This is a genomic window from Mesorhizobium sp. M0174 (assembly GCF_040322275.1).
Classification (GTDB): Bacteria; Pseudomonadota; Alphaproteobacteria; order Rhizobiales; family Rhizobiaceae; genus Mesorhizobium.
The window spans coordinates 25,982-44,530 of sequence record NZ_JAMYTB010000027.1 but is presented as its reverse complement, the minus strand read 5'-3'; the positions used below and the strand labels follow the sequence as shown (position 1 = coordinate 44,530).

Genomic DNA, 18,549 nt, shown 5'->3' with positions numbered 1-18,549 from the left:
ACGTCAAAGCAAAAAATGGGAGAACTGAAAGAAATGAAACCTTTTCTCAAAACGGTGCTCGCGGCCACGCTGATCGCATTGTCGGGTACATTTTCGGCAAGCGCCGAACAGATCAAGGTGGGATTTTCGCCTGAAGCCTATCCGCCGTTTTATTCGCAGGATGCCTCCGGCAAGTGGGGCGGCTGGGAAGTCGACATCGTCAACGCCATCTGCGGCGAAGCCAAGCTGGATTGCGTATTGACGCCGGTCCCATGGGACGGCCTTATCCCGGCGCTTAAAACCAAGAAGATCGATGCAATCATGAATTCGATGTCCATTACCGACGAACGCAAGAAGGAAATCGACTTCTCCGACAAATATTATAACACGCCGACCGCGGTGATCGGCGCCAAGGATCAGAAATTCGATGCGACGCCAGAGGGGCTGAAGGGCAAGATAGTCGGCGTTCAGGCCTCCACGGTGCACGCCGCCTACGCCAAGAAGCACTTCACCGACGCTGCGGAAATCAAGGAATACCAGACGCAGGACGAGGCAAATCAGGATCTCGCCGCCGGCCGGATCGATGCCACCCAGGCCGATTCGATCGCGCTCGACGCATTTTTGAAGTCGGATCAAGGCAAAGCGTGCTGCGACCTCAAGGGTTATGTCGCACCGGACCTGGAAGTGCTCGGGCCTGGCGTCGGCGCCGGCGTACGTCAAGGCGACACCGAGCTCAAGGATAAGCTCAATGCCGCAATCAAGGCCATCCGAGCCAATGGCAAGTATGCCGAAATCACCAAGAAGTACTTCGACTTCGACATCTACGGCGGCGAGTCGCAGTCCAACTGACAGCAGCGGCATCAAGCCGGGCAGGCCTAGCCGCCATCGTCGCGATGGCACGTCCGGCTTGATACATCATTGGCGCCTCAACCCGGAAGTCCAGGGGGACATAAGCTGAGCGACGTTCTCGCCACCATGTTCGGAGCCAGTTCGCTGGAATTGCTGTCCTTCGAACCGCCGAACGGCAGGGGTCTCAACCTTCTGCACGGGCTGGCAAACTCGGTCGGAATTGCCTTCGGTTCCTTTGGGGTCGGTCTTGTGATCGGCGTCGGCGGCGCCTATGGCAAGCTCTATGGCGGGCCGGTGGTCCGTGACCTGCTGGAAGTCTACACCACAGTGGTCCGCGCCGTGCCCGAGCTGGTCCTGATCCTGCTGCTTTATTTCGCTGGTACCGACCTCATCAACCAGTTGCTTACCGCGCTCGGCTATGCCGCGATCGATATCAACGGGGTTGTGGCCGGCATAGGTGTGCTCGGGGTCGTGCAGGGCGCCTACTCCACCGAAGTCTTGCGCGGCGCGATCCGCGCCATTCCGCAAGGCCAGATCGAAGCCGCCCGGGCGTATGGAATGCCTCCCGGCCTGCTTCTCAGGCGCATAACGCTGCCGGCGATGCTGCCCTTCGCCATTCCGGGGTTGGCAAATCTGTGGCTGATCGCCACCAAGGACACCGCGCTTCTCGCGATCGTCGGCGTCAATGAACTGACCCAAACCACACGGACAGCAGCCGGCGCGACGAAGGCTTATTTCACCTTCTTCATGGCGGCGGGCGCGCTCTATCTCGTCCTGACCCTCGTCTCCAACATCGCTATCGGGCGCGTTGAGCGCTGGGCACGACGCGGCATGCCCTCGATCGCGGGATCGCATTGATGGCCGCCGAAACTCCGGTCATTGACGCCGCCGCACGGGCCTCGCTGTGGGTGCAGCCGCACCGCATAGCGCTGATCCTGATCGCGCTGGTTGTCGTAGTGGCATCGATTTTCCTCATGCGCTGGGATTGGCTGCCCGCCTATCTGCCGCTGGCTTTGCAAGGCATATGGCGGACCATCTGGCTGCTCGTGGTAACGTCGGTGCTGGGCATCGCGCTGGCCATTCCCCTCGGCCTTGCGCAGGTGATCGGCCCGCCGATCTTGAGTGCGCCGGCCAAGGTGTTCTGCACGATTATTCGCGGCACGCCGCTGCTGCTCCAGCTCTGGCTGCTCTACTACGGACTGGGTTCGCTGTTTCCGCAATTTCCTTGGATACGCGAGTCGTTCCTCTGGCCCATTCTAAGGCAGGCATGGCCCTACGCCGTTCTTTCTCTGACGATCTCGTATACCGGCTATGAAGGCGAAGTAATGCGTGGCGCCTTCGCCGGGGTACCGCTTGGCCAACTCGAAGCGGCCCGCGCTTTCGGCATGAGCCGTTGGAAAATCTTCAGGCGCATATGGCTCCCGCAGGCGATCAGCCGGGCACTGCCGACGCTGGCGGGTGAAACTGTTCTCCAGCTGAAAGCGACACCGCTGGTGGCAACGATAACTATGGTCGACATCTATGCCGTAGCTTCGCGGGTGCGCCAGGATCTATTCATCACCTACGAACCCTTGCTGCTTCTGGCGTTGGTCTATATGTCCATCACCGGTATCCTGGTGTTCGGTTTCCGCAGGCTCGAGGCGCGGATCCCGAGCAAGCTAGGCTAAAGCTGTTAAAGTCGCGAATTCAGGGCAGCTGCCATGCAACTCAGTCTCGACCAGGCGACAGGGCTGTGCCGGATGGCCGCACTTGGCGCCGGCGCCAACGAAGAGGCGGCGCAGTCGCTGGCTGCCTCGATCGTCGCGGCCGAGGCTGAAGGACTGTCGACAGTCGGACTGTCGCACTTCATCGATTATCTCGAAGCACTGGAAGCCGGCCGTATTGACGGCAACGCCGATCCGGTGATCACCAGGCCGGCGCTCGCGGTCTATCTTTCCGATGCGCGCGGCGGCTTAGCGCATACCGGTTTCGACCGCACGATCGATGACCTCGCCAAGGCGGCGCGGCTGTTCGGCGTCGCCATCTTTTCGCAGAAGAATGCTTATACCTGCGGCGCGCTCGGCTATTTCACCGGACGGCTGGCCGCGCAGGGATTGGTGTCGTTCGCCGCCACCAACGGCCCGGCCGTGCTTGCCGGCTCGGGCTCGGTCAAGCCGGTCTACTGCACCAACCCGATGTCCTTTGCCGCACCCACCACGGACGGGGCGCCGCTGGTCATCGACCAGTCGTCGAGCGCCACTGCCTTCGTCAACATCCGCAAGGCGGCCGAGGACGGCAAGAAGATCCCCGAAGGCTGGGCACTGGACGCCAGCGGCAATCCAACCACGGACCCGGCAGCCGCCATGAAAGGCGCCATGCTTGCCTTCGGCGGCCAGCGCGGCGCCAACATCGCGCTGATGGTCGAGGTGCTGGCTGCGGGCCTGTCGGGCGCCAACTGGTCGCTCGATGCGCCATGGTTCAGCGGCGGGCCGGACAGTCCGGGGACCGGCCTGTTCGTGCTCGCCGTCGAGCCCAAGCTGCTCGATCCGAACTTCGAGAAACGGATGAAGGACCAACTCGACAGGTTGCGGCGGCGCTATGGCGTGCATGTGCCGGGGCGTGCCCGGGCAGAAGCGGCAGAGAAGGCGGCGGCGCGCGGCATAAGCGCGCCGAAAGCCGTGGTGCAACGCATTTCCGAATTCGCCGCGCGCTATTCGTCCTAAAGAAATTCGTTTGTACGATGAGCGGCAGAGGCCGGCCGATCCGGGAGCGCGAGCCTACTTCCCGCAATGATGATCGTTGATGACGTTCACCGCATTCGCGTCCGGTCCTACCCTGTTGTAGGAGCAGGGTTCGGCGGCCGTCGTGAACAGGGGGTTGTCATAGTAGCGCGGGCCACCGAACAGAATGTCGATGATGTCGCCGTTGGCGGGAACGTAGCGTTCGGGTTGCGCTTGGTGATGCCGGTTTGCCGCGAATGCCGGGGCACCAATGCTGCAGCCTGTTACGAAAGCCAGAGCGAAGATCGCAACGCGTTTTGTCGTCATCGGCAATATCCTCCATTCGGAATCAAACCATACATCTAAAATCGCCTAGCGAACAAAGGTTCCTGTTCCTAATGGAGTTGCCGTAAAGCCGGGCCTCGACGGCGTTTTCTGCCATTTCGAACGGATCCGGAAAATCATGCTTCAACAGTGCCGGGCGACCTATGGTCGCCCTTTGCCTTTGGCGCGAAACCGACTATGAAACGGCTTCAATCAAGCCATCTGGATAGCCCGCCGGAGCCAGCCATGACCGAAATCCTTCAGACCCCAAAGCTCGTCGTCGTTTTCGGCGGCTCCGGCTTTGTCGGTCGTCATGTCGTGCGGGCGCTGGCCAAGCGCGGCTACCGCATCCGGGTTGCCTGCCGCCGGCCCGATCTCGCCGGTCATTTGCAACCGCTTGGCAATGTCGGGCAGATCCAGCCGGTGCAGGCCAATGTCCGGGTGCGCTGGTCGGTCGACCGCGCCGTGCAAGGCGCCGACCATGTCGTCAATCTGGTGGCGATCGCACATGAGGCCGGCCGGCAGAAATTTACTGCCGTCCACGAGTTCGGCGCGCGCGCTATTGCCGAAGCGGCGCGCGCCGTCGGCGCCGGCCTCACCCACATATCGGCTCTGGGAGCGGACCTCCACGCGCAATCGGACTACGCGCGTACCAAGGCGCTCGGCGAAAAGGCCGTTCTTGAGACGGTCCAAGACGCCGTGATCTTGCGGCCATCGATCAATTTCGGGCCGGAGGACGGTTTCTTCAACCGCTTTGCCAACATGGCCCGCTTTTCCCCAGTGCTGCCGCTGATCGGCGGCGGGCAGACGAAATTCCAGCCGGTCTATGTCGGCGACGTCGCCGAGGCGGTGGCGCACTCGGTCGACGGCAAGGTCCAAGGCGGCCGGATCTATGAACTCGGCGGGCCGCAGGTGCTTACCTTCAGGGAGTGCATGCAAGAGCTGCTTGTCATCATCGAACGCAAGCGTTTTTTGCTGCCCGTGCCATGGTGGCTGGCGAACCTCCAGGCATCAATTCTCGGGCTGCTGCCCAATCCATTGTTGACCAAGGACCAGGTCCTGCTGTTGCGCCAGCACAATGTCGTGTCGGATGACGCCGTCAAGGACAACAGGACGCTTGCCGGCCTCGGTATCCAGCCGCGTTCGATCGGAACCATCCTGCCAAGCTATCTCTGGCGCTACCGCGCCGCCGGCCAGTTCCAGCGCAAGTCCGCCGTATAACACGAACGGACGTCCGGTTGCCTACGGCGCGCGCCTGGTGACCTGCATCGGCAGCCCGCCTTGCGGCTGCGTCGTCAGCTTCTGCACCGGCCAGGGTCGGGTTTGCGCGGTGGTATCGAAACGATAGCGCGAAAGCATGATCGCCAACGCGATGATTGCCTCCTGCACGGCGAAGCTGGCGCCGATGCAGACGCGAGGCCCGGCGCCGAACGGCAAATACTGGAAACGGTCGATCTTTTCGCGATTCCCCGGATGGAAGCGTTCCGGCATGAAAGCGTCCGGCCGGTCCCACAATTTCCGATGGCGGTGGACGACCCACGGCATCACCAGCACCGCGGCACGCCGCGGTATGTAGAGGCCGTTCCAGGTTTCGGGCTCGATCGGTTCGCGGTTGATCGACGGCGCCGGCGGATAGAGCCTGAGCGCCTCGTCGAAGGCGGCGCGTGTCAGCGGCATGGCGTCGAGCCATTTCGTCGGGTCGGGCTCACGCGCCAGCACCGCATCGATCTCGTGCTCGATCTTTTCGCGCTCCCACGGCGCTTCGGCAAGGCAGTAGAGCGTCCAGCCGAGGGCCCTGGCCGTAGTCTCGTGGCCAGCGCCGATGAAGGTGATGATGTTGTCCTCGACCTCGGACCGGGTTAGCCCGCCCGGTCCCTCCGCCCGCAACAGCAGCGTGAGAAAATCCTGCGGCACCGTGTCCGGAGCACGCCTCAACCGCGCCTCGCGCATCTGCACCGTGTCGGTGACGATCTTGCGGAAGTAGGCCATGGTCTTGCGGCCGCGGATGCGGGTCAGGCGCGGCAGCCAGTCGGGCGCACGCAAAAGGTCGAGCGGATCGACCCGGCCCATCGTCTCGAACAGGCGATCGATCTCCTTGGCGAAGCTGCCGGGCTCGCCCGATATCTCGCCCGAAAACAGTGTCTCGGCCAGGATGTCGAAGGTGAGCAGCGTCATGTTGTGCGCGATGTCGAACGTGCCGCCGCCCTCGTAGCGCGTGACGAACTCCCGCGTGCGCCTCAGCATCGGCTCGGCAAAACCGAAGATATGGCGCGGCGTGAACACCGGCGCCATCGCCTTGCGTGAACGCCTCCACACCTCGCCCTCGGCGGTCAGCAAGCCGTCGCGCAGGATCGGCCGCAGGATCAACTGGCGAACCGTCGCCATCTTGTAGTTCTTGGCGTTATCGACCAGCACGTGGCGAATGAGACCGGGGTCGTTGGCGATGACCAGCGGCCCGCCGATGCCGGTCACCGAAATCCAGGGCTCGTTGTAGGTCGGCTCGCCCCACAGTTCGAGCGGATTGCGGTAGACGATGCGGATCATCTCCAGCGTCGAGGGCGGCGCGGTGCGCGGCTTCGGCGCCGGCGGGACGAAGGGGACGGGCTGACTGTCCATGACTTGCTCCGCTGACACCTCAATGTAGTGGCGGGCAAGGCAGGCGTCCATGTGAGCGGACGACAAGGTGATGCATCCGCTCTCTGGAATGTGACCCGGGCACCGGAAAGTGCCTGCTTGCTGTGTCCGGCTGCGTGTCTTAGGTGGCAGCACCACAGATGTCAGAAACCGGCAGGAGCCCCGCCTTGAAGCACCAGTTGAACGTCATCATCGGCAGCACGCGGCCGGGCCGCGCTGGACCGATTTTCGCAAAGTGGCTGGAAAGCTTTGCGCGCGAACACGGCAAATTCGAGCCATTGCTCACCGATATCGCCGCCTTCAACCTGCCGGTGCTGGACGAGCCGCACCATCCGAGACTCGGCAAATACGAAAACAGCCACACGAAAGCCTGGTCGAAAGCAATCGACGCCGCCGACGCATTCGTCTTCGTAGCGCCGGAATACAATTATTTCGCCGCCCCCGCGATCATCAACGCGGTCGACTACCTGCTCAGGGAATGGCGATACAAGCCGGCCGCCATCCTCAGCTACGGCGGTGTCTCCGGCGGCTTGCGTGCGGCGCAGGCGGTCAAACCGTTGCTGACCTCCGTCGGCGTCATGCCGATCCCGGAGGGCGTGGCGCTGCCGATGTACCAGAAGCTGCTCGACGAGACCGGCGCCTTCCTGCCCAGCGAGCAGGTGCTCGGCGGGGCCAGGACCATGCTGGACGAGCTGTTCCGCTGGAGCGAAGCGCTGAAGCCGATGCGGATCGGCTGACAACGCGAACGGCCGAGCTTGCCGATGCCATAACTTGCTCATGCCATAAAGAGATGGAATGCTCCGGCAAACGACCGGGCCGGGGCGGTTCGATTTGCGTCTTCTGTTTGCCTTACTGCTGATCCTCTCGACGGCCTCCGCTGCCGTGGCGGAGCGGCGCGTTGCGCTGGTCATCGCCGAGAACGACTACCGGCTGATCCGGCCGCTCGCCAATCCCGTCAACGACGGCGAGGTGATGGAAACGGTGCTGAGGAAGCTCGGCTTTGAGGTCTTCCTCGAAACCAACCGCGACCTGCGGCGCATGCGCCGGGCGCTCGACGATTTCCGCGAGGATGCCAAAGGCGCCGACGTGGTACTGGTGTTCTTTTCCGGCCACGGGGTCGAGATCGCCGGCGAGAATCGGCTCCTGCCGGTCGATGCAGACGCGTCGTCGCTCGACGCACTGGAAAAGACCAGCCTGCCGCTGGAGGAGATCCGCACGACCGTCGCCGCCACCAGCAAGGTCGGACTGATCGTGCTCGATGCCTGCCGCAGCGATCCGTTTGCGGCTACGGGCGGCGAAGGCCGCGGCGCAACGGCGCTTGCAAAAGAGGTCGGCGTCAAGGTCCGGCCGGGTCTTGGCCGCGTCGGGCGGGCAGAAAACATTCTGTTTGCCTTCTCGGCGGCGCCCGGCGAGACCGCCGCGGATGGGACCGGCCAGAATTCGCCGTTCACTGCGGCGTTGACGAAATATCTCGGCACCGATGGACTCGAGATCCGCTCCGTGCTGACGCTCGTGCAGCAGGAGGTCTACGACCTCTCGCGCGGCAAGCAATTGCCCTATGTCGAGAGCGGCCTGCCGCAGCTGTTCTTTGCCACGACAGCCAAGGAGAAACTGCCCGAGCGCGAACGCCTGTTGCTCGCTATGGCTGAGGTGACGCCTCAGATGCGCGGCGAGGTGGAGAAGATCGCCAGCGACGCCGACATGCCGCTGGCACCGCTCTATGGCGCGTTGATCAGTTCCGATTCCGGCCACCTCTCCGCCGACAGTCTGAACGCCAGGCTGCGTGAGGCAGCCGACGCCTTCGTCAAGGTGCGGAGCGAAATGCAGACGCTTGGATCCGACGATCTGCGGGTGGCAGCGTTGCGCCGGCAGGCCGAAGAGCAGCTTTCGCTGGGAGCGTTCGATGCGGCGCGTAAAAAGCTCGCCGAGGCAGCCGAGATCGATAATGTCTCTCGGAACGCTTTGAAGGCCAATTTCGTCAGCCGCACGCTCTCCGAGGCCGCAACGCGCTATCTGTCCGGCGGGGCGGCGCGCGCCGACCTCGACTACGCCACAGCCATCAGGGACTACGAGTCCGTGCTCGCGCTTTATGGCGAAGCCGGACAGGTGGTGCTGTCGCTCGACGATGCCGACCGCTTGATCCGCACGCTGGACGAACTCGGCAAGCTCTATACCACGGTCGGCAATATCGAGGCGGCCGGCCGCGCCTTCGAGGCGCTGCAAGCCGATCTCGAACGGCGGTTGCATCATGAAACCGATCCCAACGTGAAGCGCGACTTCGCCGTCAGCCACGTCAAGCTCGGCAATGTGCGGATGGCGCAAGGCAATCTGCCGACAGCGCTGCAGAATTATGAGACCGCCAAGACCATTCTGCAGGGCCTGACCGAGGCAGAACCGGACAATCTGGAGTGGTTCGGCGACCTCGCCATGGCCAATGACAAGATCGGCAACGTATTGGCGACGCAAGGCGATCTGGCCGGCGCCGCAGAGGTCTACCAGGAAAGTCTGTCGATCAAGAAACAGCTCGCCGCCGGAGAGCCCGACCGTGCCGAACTGCAGCGCGACCTGACCATCACCTACGATGAGATCGGTCACCTTGCCCATGTCGCAGGCCAACTGGACAACGCACAGGCGGCCTATGAAGAGAGCCTGAAGGTGCGGCTGGCGCTGGCGGCGGACAAACCGGGAGACGCCGACCGGCAGCGTGACGTCTCGGTCAGCCACGATACGATAGGCGACCTGCTGCGCGAACGCGGCGACGCCGCCGGGGCGCTGGCGGCTTACAGGGAAGGCCTCGCGATCGTCAAGCACCTGGCGAAACGCGATCCGGGCGACACCGAGCTGAAACGCGACCTGTCGGTCGGCAACGCCAAGATCGGCAATGCGCTGAGCGACCAGCAGAATTGGCCGGCGGCACTTTCGGCTTATCGTGAGGCACTTTCGCAGGCCAGCGCGCTCGCCGTCGGCGACCCGAACAACACCGAATGGCAGCGCGACCTATCCGTCTGCCTCGAGAAAGTCGCCGGCGTCCTGGCGATACAGCGCGACCACAAAGGCGCGCTGAAAGCCTATCTGGACAGCTACGCGATTGCACAGCGGCTGGCCAAGCTCGATCCCGCCAATTCCGACTGGCAGCGGGACTTGTCGATAACGCTGTCCGAAGTCGCCACCCTGCGCCTAAAGCAGCGCGACGTCAGCGGAGCCCGGCAAGCCTTTCAGGACAGCCTGGCCATTCGCGAGAAACTTGCCCGGTCCGATCCGAACAACGCCACCTGGCAGCGCGACCTGGTGGTCGCCTATATCGACTACGCGCAAGTCGCTAAGAATCCGAAAGCCGTGCTTTCCAAGGCGCTCGACATGACGCTCGAGCTCGACCGAAGCGGGCGGTTGGCGCCGCGATACAAATTCATGATCAAGTTCCTGCGTCAGCGGCTGGCCAGGATCGAAGCCAAGCGCCAGTAGCCGGCCGACGCGACCGTCATTCCGTCCGGAAATGCCTGCAAACCTTGGAAAAACCGCCTTTTGCGCCTATATCTACGACATTAGAAATGCGCGATTCGAAGCCGATTTTTCGCGCTCTGCACACGGCATCAATCAGACAGGTTTTCATGAGCGAACAGACCGACATCGCCAACGGCGTTGAAGCCGAGTACGGCGCCGATTCCATCAAGGTTTTGAAGGGCTTGGATGCCGTTCGCAAGCGGCCGGGCATGTATATCGGCGATACCGACGATGGCTCGGGCCTACACCACATGGTCTATGAAGTCGTCGACAACGCCATCGACGAAGCCCTGGCCGGCCATGCCGACCTGGTGACGGTGACGCTCAATCCGGACGGATCGGTGACGGTCATCGACAATGGCCGCGGCATTCCGACCGATATCCACACCGGCGAAGGCATTTCGGCGGCCGAAGTGATCATGACGCAGCTGCATGCAGGCGGCAAGTTCGACCAGAACTCCTACAAGGTGTCGGGCGGCCTGCACGGCGTCGGCGTGTCGGTCGTCAACGCGCTGTCGGCCTGGCTGAAACTGAAGATCCGCCGCAACGGCCAGATCTACGAGATGAGCTTCACGCATGGCAATGCCGACGCGCCGCTGCGCGTCACCGGCAGTTATGAACAAGACAAGGTCCCCGGCACCTATGAAGGCCGCAGCGGCAGCGAAATCACGTTTTTGCCGTCGTCCGAAACCTTCACCATGGTCGAATTCGACTACGGTACGCTGGAGCATCGGCTGCGCGAACTCGCCTTCCTGAACTCCGGCGTGCGCATCGTTTTGACCGATGCCCGCCATGCCGACATCGTGCGCCATGAATTGCACTACGATGGCGGCCTCGAAGAGTTCGTCCGATATCTCGACCGGACGAAAAAGCCGTTGCTCGACAAGCCGATATCGATCCGCGCCGAGCGCGACGGCATCACGGTCGAAGTCGCCATGTGGTGGAACGACAGCTACCACGAGAACGTGCTGGCCTTCACCAATAACATCCCGCAACGCGACGGCGGCACGCATCTGGCAGGCTTTCGCGGTGCGCTGACACGCCAGATAACCGGCTATGGCGACTCTTCGGGCCTGACCAAGAAGGAAAAGGTGGCGCTGATCGGCGACGATTGCCGTGAAGGGCTGACGGCGGTGCTGTCAGTCAAGGTTCCCGACCCGAAATTCTCCTCGCAGACCAAGGACAAGCTGGTGTCGTCCGAGGTCCGTCCGGTGGTCGAAGGGCTGGTCAACGAAGCGCTCGGCACCTGGCTGGAGGAGCACCCGACCGAGGGCAAGGCGGTCATCGAGAAGGTCATCCAGGCCGCGGCCGCGCGTGAAGCCGCGCGCAAGGCACGCGACATTACCCGCAAGAGTTCGCTCGGCGTCACCTCGCTGCCCGGCAAGCTGGCCGATTGCCAGGAGCGCGATCCGGCAAAATCGGAGATCTTCATCGTCGAGGGCGACAGCGCCGGCGGCTCGGCCAAGGGCGGCCGTTCGCGCCAGAACCAGGCCATTCTTCCGCTGCGCGGCAAGATCCTCAATGTCGAGCGCGCCCGCTTCGACCGTATGCTCGGCTCCGACATGATCGGCACGCTGATCACTGCGCTCGGCACCTCGATCGGCAAGGACGAGTTCAATGCCGACAAGCTGCGATACCACAAGATCATCCTGATGACCGACGCCGATGTCGACGGCGCCCACATCCGCACCTTGCTGCTGACCTTCTTCTTTCGCCAGATGCCGGAACTGATCGAACGCGGTCATCTCTACATCGCGCAGCCGCCGCTCTATAAGGTGACGCGCGGGAAGAGCTCGCAATACATCAAGGACGAAGCCGCCTTCGAGGAATTCCTGATCGGCTCCGGGCTGGAAGAAGCGTCGCTTGCGCTCAGCACGGGCGAGGTGCGGGCCGGGCAGGACCTGCGCAGTGCCATCGACGACGCCTTGGCTGTCCGCCAGCTCATCAACGGATTGCACACCCGCTATAACAGAGGCGTGGTCGAGCAGGCAGCGATTGCCGGCGCGCTCAACCCGGAGATCTTCACCGACCTCGGCCGCGCCAATGAGACGGCCGAGCGTGTTGCCCGCCGTCTCGACATTATCGCCGAGGACACCGAGCGCGGCTGGATCGGCCGCATGTCGACCTCGAACGAGGGCATTGGCGGCTATGTCTTCGAGCGAACGGTGCGCAGCGTCAAGGAGTTCGCACATCTCGACCTGGCGCTGATCAATTCCGCCGACGCACGCCAGCTCGACCGCTATGCGCCGCGTCTGGCGGAAATCTATGGCGAGCCGCCGGTGCTGCGCCGCAAGGATGTCTCGGAAACCATTTCGGGGCCGCTGGCACTGCTCAATGCCGTGTTTGCCACCGGCCGCAAGGGCCTCACCATGCAGCGCTACAAGGGCCTTGGCGAAATGAACGCCGAGCAGCTCTGGGAAACGACGCTTGACCCGAATGTGCGCTCGCTCTTGCAGGTCAAGGTCAATGACGCAACGGATGCGGACAGCTTGTTTTCGCGGCTGATGGGCGACGAGGTCGAGCCCAGGCGCGAATTCATCCAGGAAAACGCGCTGTCGGTCGCCAATCTGGACATCTGAGCCACGATCTCAGATACCCAGCCAGCAGGCATGAAGTGCATTGGTGCGCCTTGGCGCACCGATGCCGACTGTTGCAAGCAACAGAGATCAGCAGGACCGCCGGAACGGAAAGGCTTTCAAGGCATTGTAGTTGATCACAATCGCCGCAGGAGGCATCCATGGGACGTGGCATTTTGCTCTGGCTTCTCGGAGTCCCGATTCCGATCATTATTCTGATCATGCTGTTTGCAAGGTAGGGGGCTTCGATGCCGTCCACCCTAACGACTGCCGACGTTTCCGCACCGACGGAATCCGCTTCCCCCGCTGTCAGCTGGGGGCCAATCGTCGCCGGCGCCTTTGCTGCGTCGACGCTTACCTTCATCTTGATGCTGCTCGGCTCCGGGCTTGGGCTGAGCATGGTGTCGCCATGGTCCGGCTCGGGTGCGTCAGTCACCACTTTCGCAGTTTCCACTGCCGTCTGGCTGATCGTCGTGCAGTGGTTGTCGTCGGCGCTGGGCGGCTACCTCGCCGGACGCCTGCGCACCAAATGGGTCGGCATCCACACCGATGAAGTCTTCTTCCGCGATACCGCTCACGGTTTCCTGGCCTGGGCGCTGGCGACGTTGCTCGTCGCCGGCGTGCTCGGCACGGCGCTTTCGGCCGCAATAGGCAGCGGTGTCCAGGCTGCTTCGACTGTGGCATCGGGCGCGGCAATGGGCGCTTCGGCAGGTGCTGCCGCAAACGCTGGTGGCGCCTCGACTAACGACGCCACGTCGTATTTCGTCGATACGCTGTTTCGCCCGGCCGATCCGGCAAGGCTCGCTGCCGCCAATCCGGAGAGCGACGCCGCGGCATCGGCGCAGGCATCGCGCATTCTGATCGCGAGTGCCGCAGCAGGCGAAATATCGGCCGACGACAAGACCTATCTGTCGCGGCTGGTGGCCGCCCGCACAGGCCTGTCCGAAGCGGATGCCACCGCTCGCGTCGATGCAGTAATCGCCAGAGCGCAGGAGGCCAAGGTCAAGGCGCAGCAGGCGGCCGACACCGCCAGAAAGGCAGGCGCCACCTTCTCGCTGATTGGCGCGCTGTCGCTGGTCATCGGCGCCTTCATTGCCAGTGCGGCCGCAGCACTTGGCGGCAGGCAGCGCGACGACGAGGAAGCAATTTTCCTGACCAATCGTTGATCGGTGACTAGGCGAACTCGGTCCGCTTCGGGAAGATTACGCCCGAAGCGGACCCTTGCCTTGAAGTGCCGCCGCGGCATTGTCGTGCTCACCGCCTACAGCTCAGCTTCCAGTTTGCGGCCGAGATCGACCGCATCGCGCAGCACGGCAAGGTGCGAGCGCGGCCGTGCGCCGACCGGCGCATTGACTTCGACGCCGCTCGCCGTCAGCGACCAATAGAGCCTGTGCGTGAAGACGCGGCCAAGCGAGCCGCGCAGCTCGACCTGGATGTTTTCCACGCCGGGACCGAAGTTTTCCGTCATCCGCCCTGAGATCGGGTCGCCGGTCAGCCAGCCATTGCCCCTGTCGAAAATATTGGTCCAGCGCGTTGCGGCAAACACCGCGCCATGATGCACCGCCCGCTGCGGCTTGCCGGAATGGCTGCGCCCTTCCTGGTAGAGCATGGTCCCGCCCGCCGCCCTGTCGGCGATCGGCGGGCATGCCGAAAACAGGCGCTCGGCGATGCCGCGCCTGAATTCGGCGAGGTTGTAGGTCACCAGGAACTCGCTGTGGGTCAGCGGACTGCCGAGCGTGACGAAATCGCTGATCTTCCACGGCAGCGGATGATCGGCGTCGCCGACGCGAAGCTGCCGGTAGAGCTCCCATTGGTGGCGCCGGAATGCGGGGAGATCATTGAGGCTGTCGGGCCAGGCGGAGGCATCGGCGGCCAGCGTCGCCTTGTCGACGGCGTGGATCGCCTTCAGCCGCGCTTTGTCGCGAATGGCTTCCAGCTTTCTAGGCCTGAAATCAGCCCACAAGATCTGCAACAGATCATAGGCGATGATCGACCCGAGGCTGTGCGAGACCAGCACGATGCGATCATAGGCATCGTCCATCATGAGACGCTTCAGCAGCTTGAGGCCACGCTCGCGGACCAGCGCCCGTTTCTCGACCGTTGCCGCTTCGGCCCGCACATAGGCGGCGACGTCGCCGAAATAAGGCAAGCCAAACTGGTCCACCGACCAGATGACGAACGACGCCAGAACCGTGACAAGCACACCGGTCGTCCAGGAGATGTAGCCTTGCCAGGTCGACGTTGCGAGCGCCAGCGCCGCGCCGAGGACGACGATGGTGGCCAAAAGCGTGACGACGTAGAGTTTGCGCACATCGCGCGGAATATCGACGGGCTTGCGCCAGAGCAGGGTCGTCACCCAGGCAGCAAGGCGGCTTCGGGTCGTGCCCTGGGTGATGTCGGCCCAGTAAAGCTCGTAGAAATCGGTGCGGCGGCCATCGACATCATAGGGCGTGGTGATCCGGCGGAGTTCGTGCGAATTGGTCCGGCTGTCGGGCGTGATCCAGCTCTGGTTGATCTTCGCACCCATCGGGTCGGCCGGATCGGCGACATGGGCATAGAACGGTGCACGGGCCGGATCGTGGCTCCATACGGCCTGGACAAACTCCCTCAACGTGTCCATGGGCCGCTGCTCGCCCATGCCGTGCACGACCACTACCGCCTGGCTGCGCTTGCGTGGCGCCTTCTCTGCTGCGGTCAGATCGGCGGCCGGCGATGCAGCAGAACCAGGGTCGGGCACCAGCACCTCCACGATGACGCCGTTTGCAAGACGACGGGTCGGCATCGTAGCTTCAGAACCGGTAACAGCCAAGAAAAAGCCCGGCGCGGAGCCGAGCTGTATTCGACGATCGGCAGTGAATTGGCAATGAGGCCTTTTCAGTGATCCATGGCCTTGACGATCTCCTCGGTCATCTTCTTGGCGTCGCCGAGCAGCATCATGGTGCCGTCCTTGTAGAACAGCGTGTTGTCGATGCCGGCATAGCCGGAGCCAAGCGAGCGCTTGACGAACAGGCAAGTGCGCGCCTTGTCGACGTCGAGGATCGGCATGCCGTAGATCGGTGAGGACTTGTCGTCACGAGCCGAGGGATTGGTGACGTCGTTGGCGCCGATGACATAGGCGACGTCGGCCTGCGCGAACTCAGAGTTGATGTCCTCCAACTCGAACACTTCGTCATAAGGCACGTTGGCTTCGGCCAAGAGCACGTTCATGTGGCCGGGCATGCGGCCGGCGACGGGGTGGATGGCGTATTTGACGTCGACGCCGTTGGCCTTGAGCTTGTCGGCCATCTCGCGCAGCGCGTGCTGCGCCTGGGCGACGGCCATGCCGTAGCCCGGCACGATGATGACCTTTTGCGCATTCATCATCAGATAGGCGGCATCCTCGGCCGAGCCCTGCTTGACCGTGCGCTCGATGCCGTCGTTGGCAATGGCTGATGTCTCGCCGCCGAAGCCACCGAGGATGACCGAGATGAAGCTCCGGTTCATGCCTTTGCACATGATGTAGGACAGGATGGCGCCCGATGAACCGACCAGAGCGCCGGTGATGATCAGCGCCAGATTGCCGAGCGTGAAACCGAGTGCGGCGGCGGCCCAGCCGGAATAGGAATTCAGCATCGACACCACCACCGGCATATCGGCGCCGCCGATCGGGATGATGAGAAGGACGCCCAGCACCAGCGAGCCGGCAACGATCAGCCAGAACACCAGCTTGGACTCGGTGGTGACGAGCAGCACGATCAGCACGATCAGCGCAATGCCCAGGGCCGCGTTGATGAAGTGGCGGCCACCGATCATGATCGGCTTGCCCGACATGCGGCCGTCGAGCTTCAAGAAAGCGATGACCGAGCCGGTGAAAGTGATGGCGCCGATGGCAACGCCGAGGCTCATCTCGATCAGCGCCTGGGCATGAATATCGGCGACGGTGCCGATGCCGAAGCTTTCCGGTGCATAGATGGCGGCGGCCGCCACCATGACCGCAGCAAGACCGACCAGCGAGTGAAAGGCGGCGACCAGCTGCGGCATCGAGGTCATGGCGATGCGCCGTGCCGTGACCGCACCGACCGAGCCGCCGATCAGCAGCCCGAGCACGATCAGCGCGAAGCGGCCGGCGGAAGGGGTGGCCAGAGCCAGCGTCGTGGCGATGGCAATGCCCATACCGATCATGCCGTACATGTTGCCCTGGCGGCTGGTGGTCGGATGCGACAGGCCGCGCAATGCCAGGATGAACAGGATGCCGGAGACCAGATAGAGGAAGGAAGCGAAGTTGGCGTTCATAGCGGCCTACTTTTCCTTCTTCTTGTACATAGCCAGCATGCGCTGGGTGACGAGGAAGCCGCCGAAGATGTTGACCGATACCAGCATCAGCGCAACGAAGCCGAAGCCGGTGGCGATGCCCGAGGCCGAGATGCCGACGGCCAGCAACGCGCCGACTACGATGACGGAGGAAATGGCGTTGGTGACGGCCATCAATGGCGTGTGCAGCGCCGGCGTCACCGACCAGACGACGTAGTAGCCGACGAAGATCGCCAGCACGAAGATGGCGAAGCGGAAGACGAAGGGATCGATGGCACCGCCGGACAGCGCGTGAGCGGCGTCACCCGCCGCTTCGGTGCCGGGCGCGGCGGCTAGGTTCTGAACCGCGAGCCGCACGGCAGCTGTCGCCTGGTCGAGCTGGTCGAGGGCTTTCTGCAGAGTCTGATCCATCACGCGATCCCTCCGGTGGTCTTGGGCTTCCTCGAAGCGGCTGGTCTCTTCGCAGCCGGCTTCGCCGAAGCCTCGGCAACCATCGTCCTCGCCGGAATGGCCGGTGGTTCGACATGTTGGCCCTTTGGTGGCTCCTGTTCAGCCCTGACGAACGCGGGATGCACGACCTTGCCGGCATCGGTCAGCATGGTTGCCTTGACCAGCTCGTCGTCGCGGTTGATGGCAAGCGTCTTCGTCGCCTTATCGACCAGCGTCTCAAGGAAGGCATAGAGGTTCCTGGCATAGAGAAGCGAGGCCGAGGCGGCGACGCGACCGGGAACGTTGAGATGGCCGACGATCTTTACCCCGTTGGCGGTGGTCACCACCTTCCCGGGCACGGCGCCCTCGACATTGCCGCCGCGCTCGACCGCGAGGTCGACGATCACGGAGCCGGGTTTCATCGACGCGACCATCGCCGCCGAAACCAGCTTCGGCGCTGGCCGGCCGGGGATCAGCGCCGTGGTGATGACGATGTCCTGCTTGGCGATGTGCTCGGCGGTCAGCGCCGCCTGCTTGGCCTGGTACTCCTTCGACATTTCCTTGGCGTAGCCGCCAGCCGTCTCGGCCGCCTTGAACTCCTCGTCCTCGACGGCCAGGAATTTTGCGCCGAGCGAGGCGACCTGCTCCTTGGCGGCCGGGCGCACGTCGGTGGCGGTGACCACGGCGCCGAGGCGGCGCGCGGTGGCGATGGCCTGCAGACCGGCGACGCCGACGCCCATGACGAACGCCTTCGCAGCCGGCACCGTGCCAGCCGCCGTCATCATCATCGGCAACGCCCGGTCATATTCGGCAGCCGCATCGATCACCGCCTGGTAGCCGGCGAGGTTGGCCTGGCTGGATAGAACGTCCATCGATTGCGCCCGGGTGATGCGCGGCATGAACTCCATGGAGAAGGCAGTAACACCGGCCCTGGCAAGGGCTGCGACGGCAGCATCGTTGCCATAGGGATCCATGATGGCGATGACGGCGGCGCCGGACTTGTAGCCCTTCAGCTCGACGTCCATGGGGCGGCGCACCTTTAGCACCACGTCGGCCTTGGCAGCATCGCCGGCTTTGCCGATCGCGGCGCCCGCCTTGGCAAACTCCTCGTCGGGAATGCGCGACGCCGTGCCGGCGCCGGTTTCCACGGTTACGTCGAAACCCAGCGCTGCCAGCCGCTTCACCGTATCGGGCGAGGCCGCGACGCGAGGCTCGTTTGCGTCGAGCTCACGAGGGATGAAAACCGTCTGTCCCACCGCACGATCCTT

Annotated in this window: 15 protein-coding genes; 9 read left to right on the top strand and 6 right to left on the bottom strand. The window is 63.5% G+C overall.

Translation table 11 applies throughout. The annotated features are described in order from the left end of the window. The first annotated feature begins 33 nt into the window (after positions 1–33). From NKJ13_RS28400 to NKJ13_RS28385, 4 genes are all read left to right on the top strand, one after another. Positions 34–828 (top strand): transporter substrate-binding domain-containing protein, encoded by a 795-nt coding sequence (locus NKJ13_RS28400; protein WP_352741072.1) that lies wholly within the window; start codon positions 34–36, stop codon positions 826–828. Positions 829–954: 126 nt separating this feature from the next. After that, positions 955–1,686 carry an ABC transporter permease gene (locus NKJ13_RS28395; RefSeq protein WP_254816058.1) on the top strand — a complete coding sequence of 244 codons (732 nt, stop codon included), beginning with the start codon at positions 955–957 and terminating at the stop codon, positions 1,684–1,686. Further along, the gene (locus NKJ13_RS28390; protein ID WP_352778977.1) at positions 1,686–2,495 is read left to right on the top strand and encodes an ABC transporter permease; all 810 of its coding nucleotides are present in this window, start codon (positions 1,686–1,688) and stop codon (positions 2,493–2,495) included. The genes NKJ13_RS28395 and NKJ13_RS28390 overlap by 1 nt, the downstream gene beginning before the upstream one ends. Before the next feature lie 33 nt (positions 2,496–2,528). Then, positions 2,529–3,530, top strand: a complete 1,002-nt coding sequence (locus NKJ13_RS28385) for an Ldh family oxidoreductase (protein WP_352686637.1) — start codon at positions 2,529–2,531, stop codon at positions 3,528–3,530. Between the two features lie 54 nt (positions 3,531–3,584). Here the strand turns inward: NKJ13_RS28385 and NKJ13_RS28380 are convergent, their stop codons facing one another. Further along, positions 3,585–3,854, bottom strand: a complete 270-nt coding sequence (locus NKJ13_RS28380) for a hypothetical protein (protein WP_352505873.1) — start codon at positions 3,852–3,854, stop codon at positions 3,585–3,587. Between the two features lie 243 nt (positions 3,855–4,097). On the opposite strand from NKJ13_RS28380, the gene NKJ13_RS28375 reads away from it, so the two are divergent. After that, entirely contained in the window at positions 4,098–5,072 is a 975-nt protein-coding gene (locus NKJ13_RS28375) for a complex I NDUFA9 subunit family protein (RefSeq protein WP_352700878.1), read from the top strand. 21 nt (positions 5,073–5,093) lie between these two features. On the opposite strand, the gene NKJ13_RS28370 is transcribed toward NKJ13_RS28375, so the two are convergent. Then, positions 5,094–6,467: a cytochrome P450 gene (locus NKJ13_RS28370; protein WP_352740507.1), complete on the bottom strand. Its 1,374-nt coding sequence runs from the start codon at positions 6,465–6,467 to the stop codon at positions 5,094–5,096. 185 nt (positions 6,468–6,652) lie between these two features. On the opposite strand from NKJ13_RS28370, the gene NKJ13_RS28365 reads away from it, so the two are divergent. The 4 genes from NKJ13_RS28365 to NKJ13_RS28350 all read left to right on the top strand — a co-directional run bounded on the left by NKJ13_RS28365 (position 6,653) and on the right by NKJ13_RS28350 (position 13,728). Continuing rightward, positions 6,653–7,222 carry an NADPH-dependent FMN reductase gene (locus tag NKJ13_RS28365; protein WP_352740505.1) on the top strand — a complete coding sequence of 190 codons (570 nt, stop codon included), beginning with the start codon at positions 6,653–6,655 and terminating at the stop codon, positions 7,220–7,222. A gap of 58 nt (positions 7,223–7,280) precedes the next feature. Continuing rightward, a complete protein-coding gene (locus tag NKJ13_RS28360) occupies positions 7,281–9,947 on the top strand; it encodes a caspase family protein (protein WP_352740503.1) in 2,667 nt (888 codons plus the stop codon). Positions 9,948–10,093: 146 nt separating this feature from the next. Continuing rightward, positions 10,094–12,565 carry a DNA topoisomerase (ATP-hydrolyzing) subunit B gene (gene gyrB, locus NKJ13_RS28355; protein ID WP_352740501.1) on the top strand — a complete coding sequence of 824 codons (2,472 nt, stop codon included), beginning with the start codon at positions 10,094–10,096 and terminating at the stop codon, positions 12,563–12,565. A gap of 245 nt (positions 12,566–12,810) precedes the next feature. Beyond that, the gene (locus NKJ13_RS28350; RefSeq protein WP_352480094.1) at positions 12,811–13,728 is read left to right on the top strand and encodes a hypothetical protein; all 918 of its coding nucleotides are present in this window, start codon (positions 12,811–12,813) and stop codon (positions 13,726–13,728) included. A gap of 95 nt (positions 13,729–13,823) precedes the next feature. Here the strand turns inward: NKJ13_RS28350 and NKJ13_RS28345 are convergent, their stop codons facing one another. The 4 genes from NKJ13_RS28345 to NKJ13_RS28330 all read right to left on the bottom strand — a co-directional run bounded on the left by NKJ13_RS28345 (position 13,824) and on the right by NKJ13_RS28330 (position 18,537). Next, positions 13,824–15,344 carry a hypothetical protein gene (locus NKJ13_RS28345; protein ID WP_352505879.1) on the bottom strand — a complete coding sequence of 507 codons (1,521 nt, stop codon included), beginning with the start codon at positions 15,342–15,344 and terminating at the stop codon, positions 13,824–13,826. A 92-nt stretch (positions 15,345–15,436) separates the two neighbouring features. Further along, a complete protein-coding gene (locus tag NKJ13_RS28340) occupies positions 15,437–16,834 on the bottom strand; it encodes an NAD(P)(+) transhydrogenase (Re/Si-specific) subunit beta (RefSeq protein ID WP_352480092.1) in 1,398 nt (465 codons plus the stop codon). Between the two features lie 6 nt (positions 16,835–16,840). Then, the gene (locus NKJ13_RS28335) at positions 16,841–17,263 is read right to left on the bottom strand and encodes an NAD(P) transhydrogenase subunit alpha part 2 (RefSeq protein WP_302893582.1); all 423 of its coding nucleotides are present in this window, start codon (positions 17,261–17,263) and stop codon (positions 16,841–16,843) included. Then, complete coding sequence (locus NKJ13_RS28330; RefSeq protein ID WP_352686627.1) at positions 17,263–18,537, bottom strand: Re/Si-specific NAD(P)(+) transhydrogenase subunit alpha; 1,275 nt, start codon at positions 18,535–18,537, stop codon at positions 17,263–17,265. The genes NKJ13_RS28335 and NKJ13_RS28330 overlap by 1 nt, the downstream gene beginning before the upstream one ends. Between the last annotated feature and the right edge of the window lie 12 nt (positions 18,538–18,549).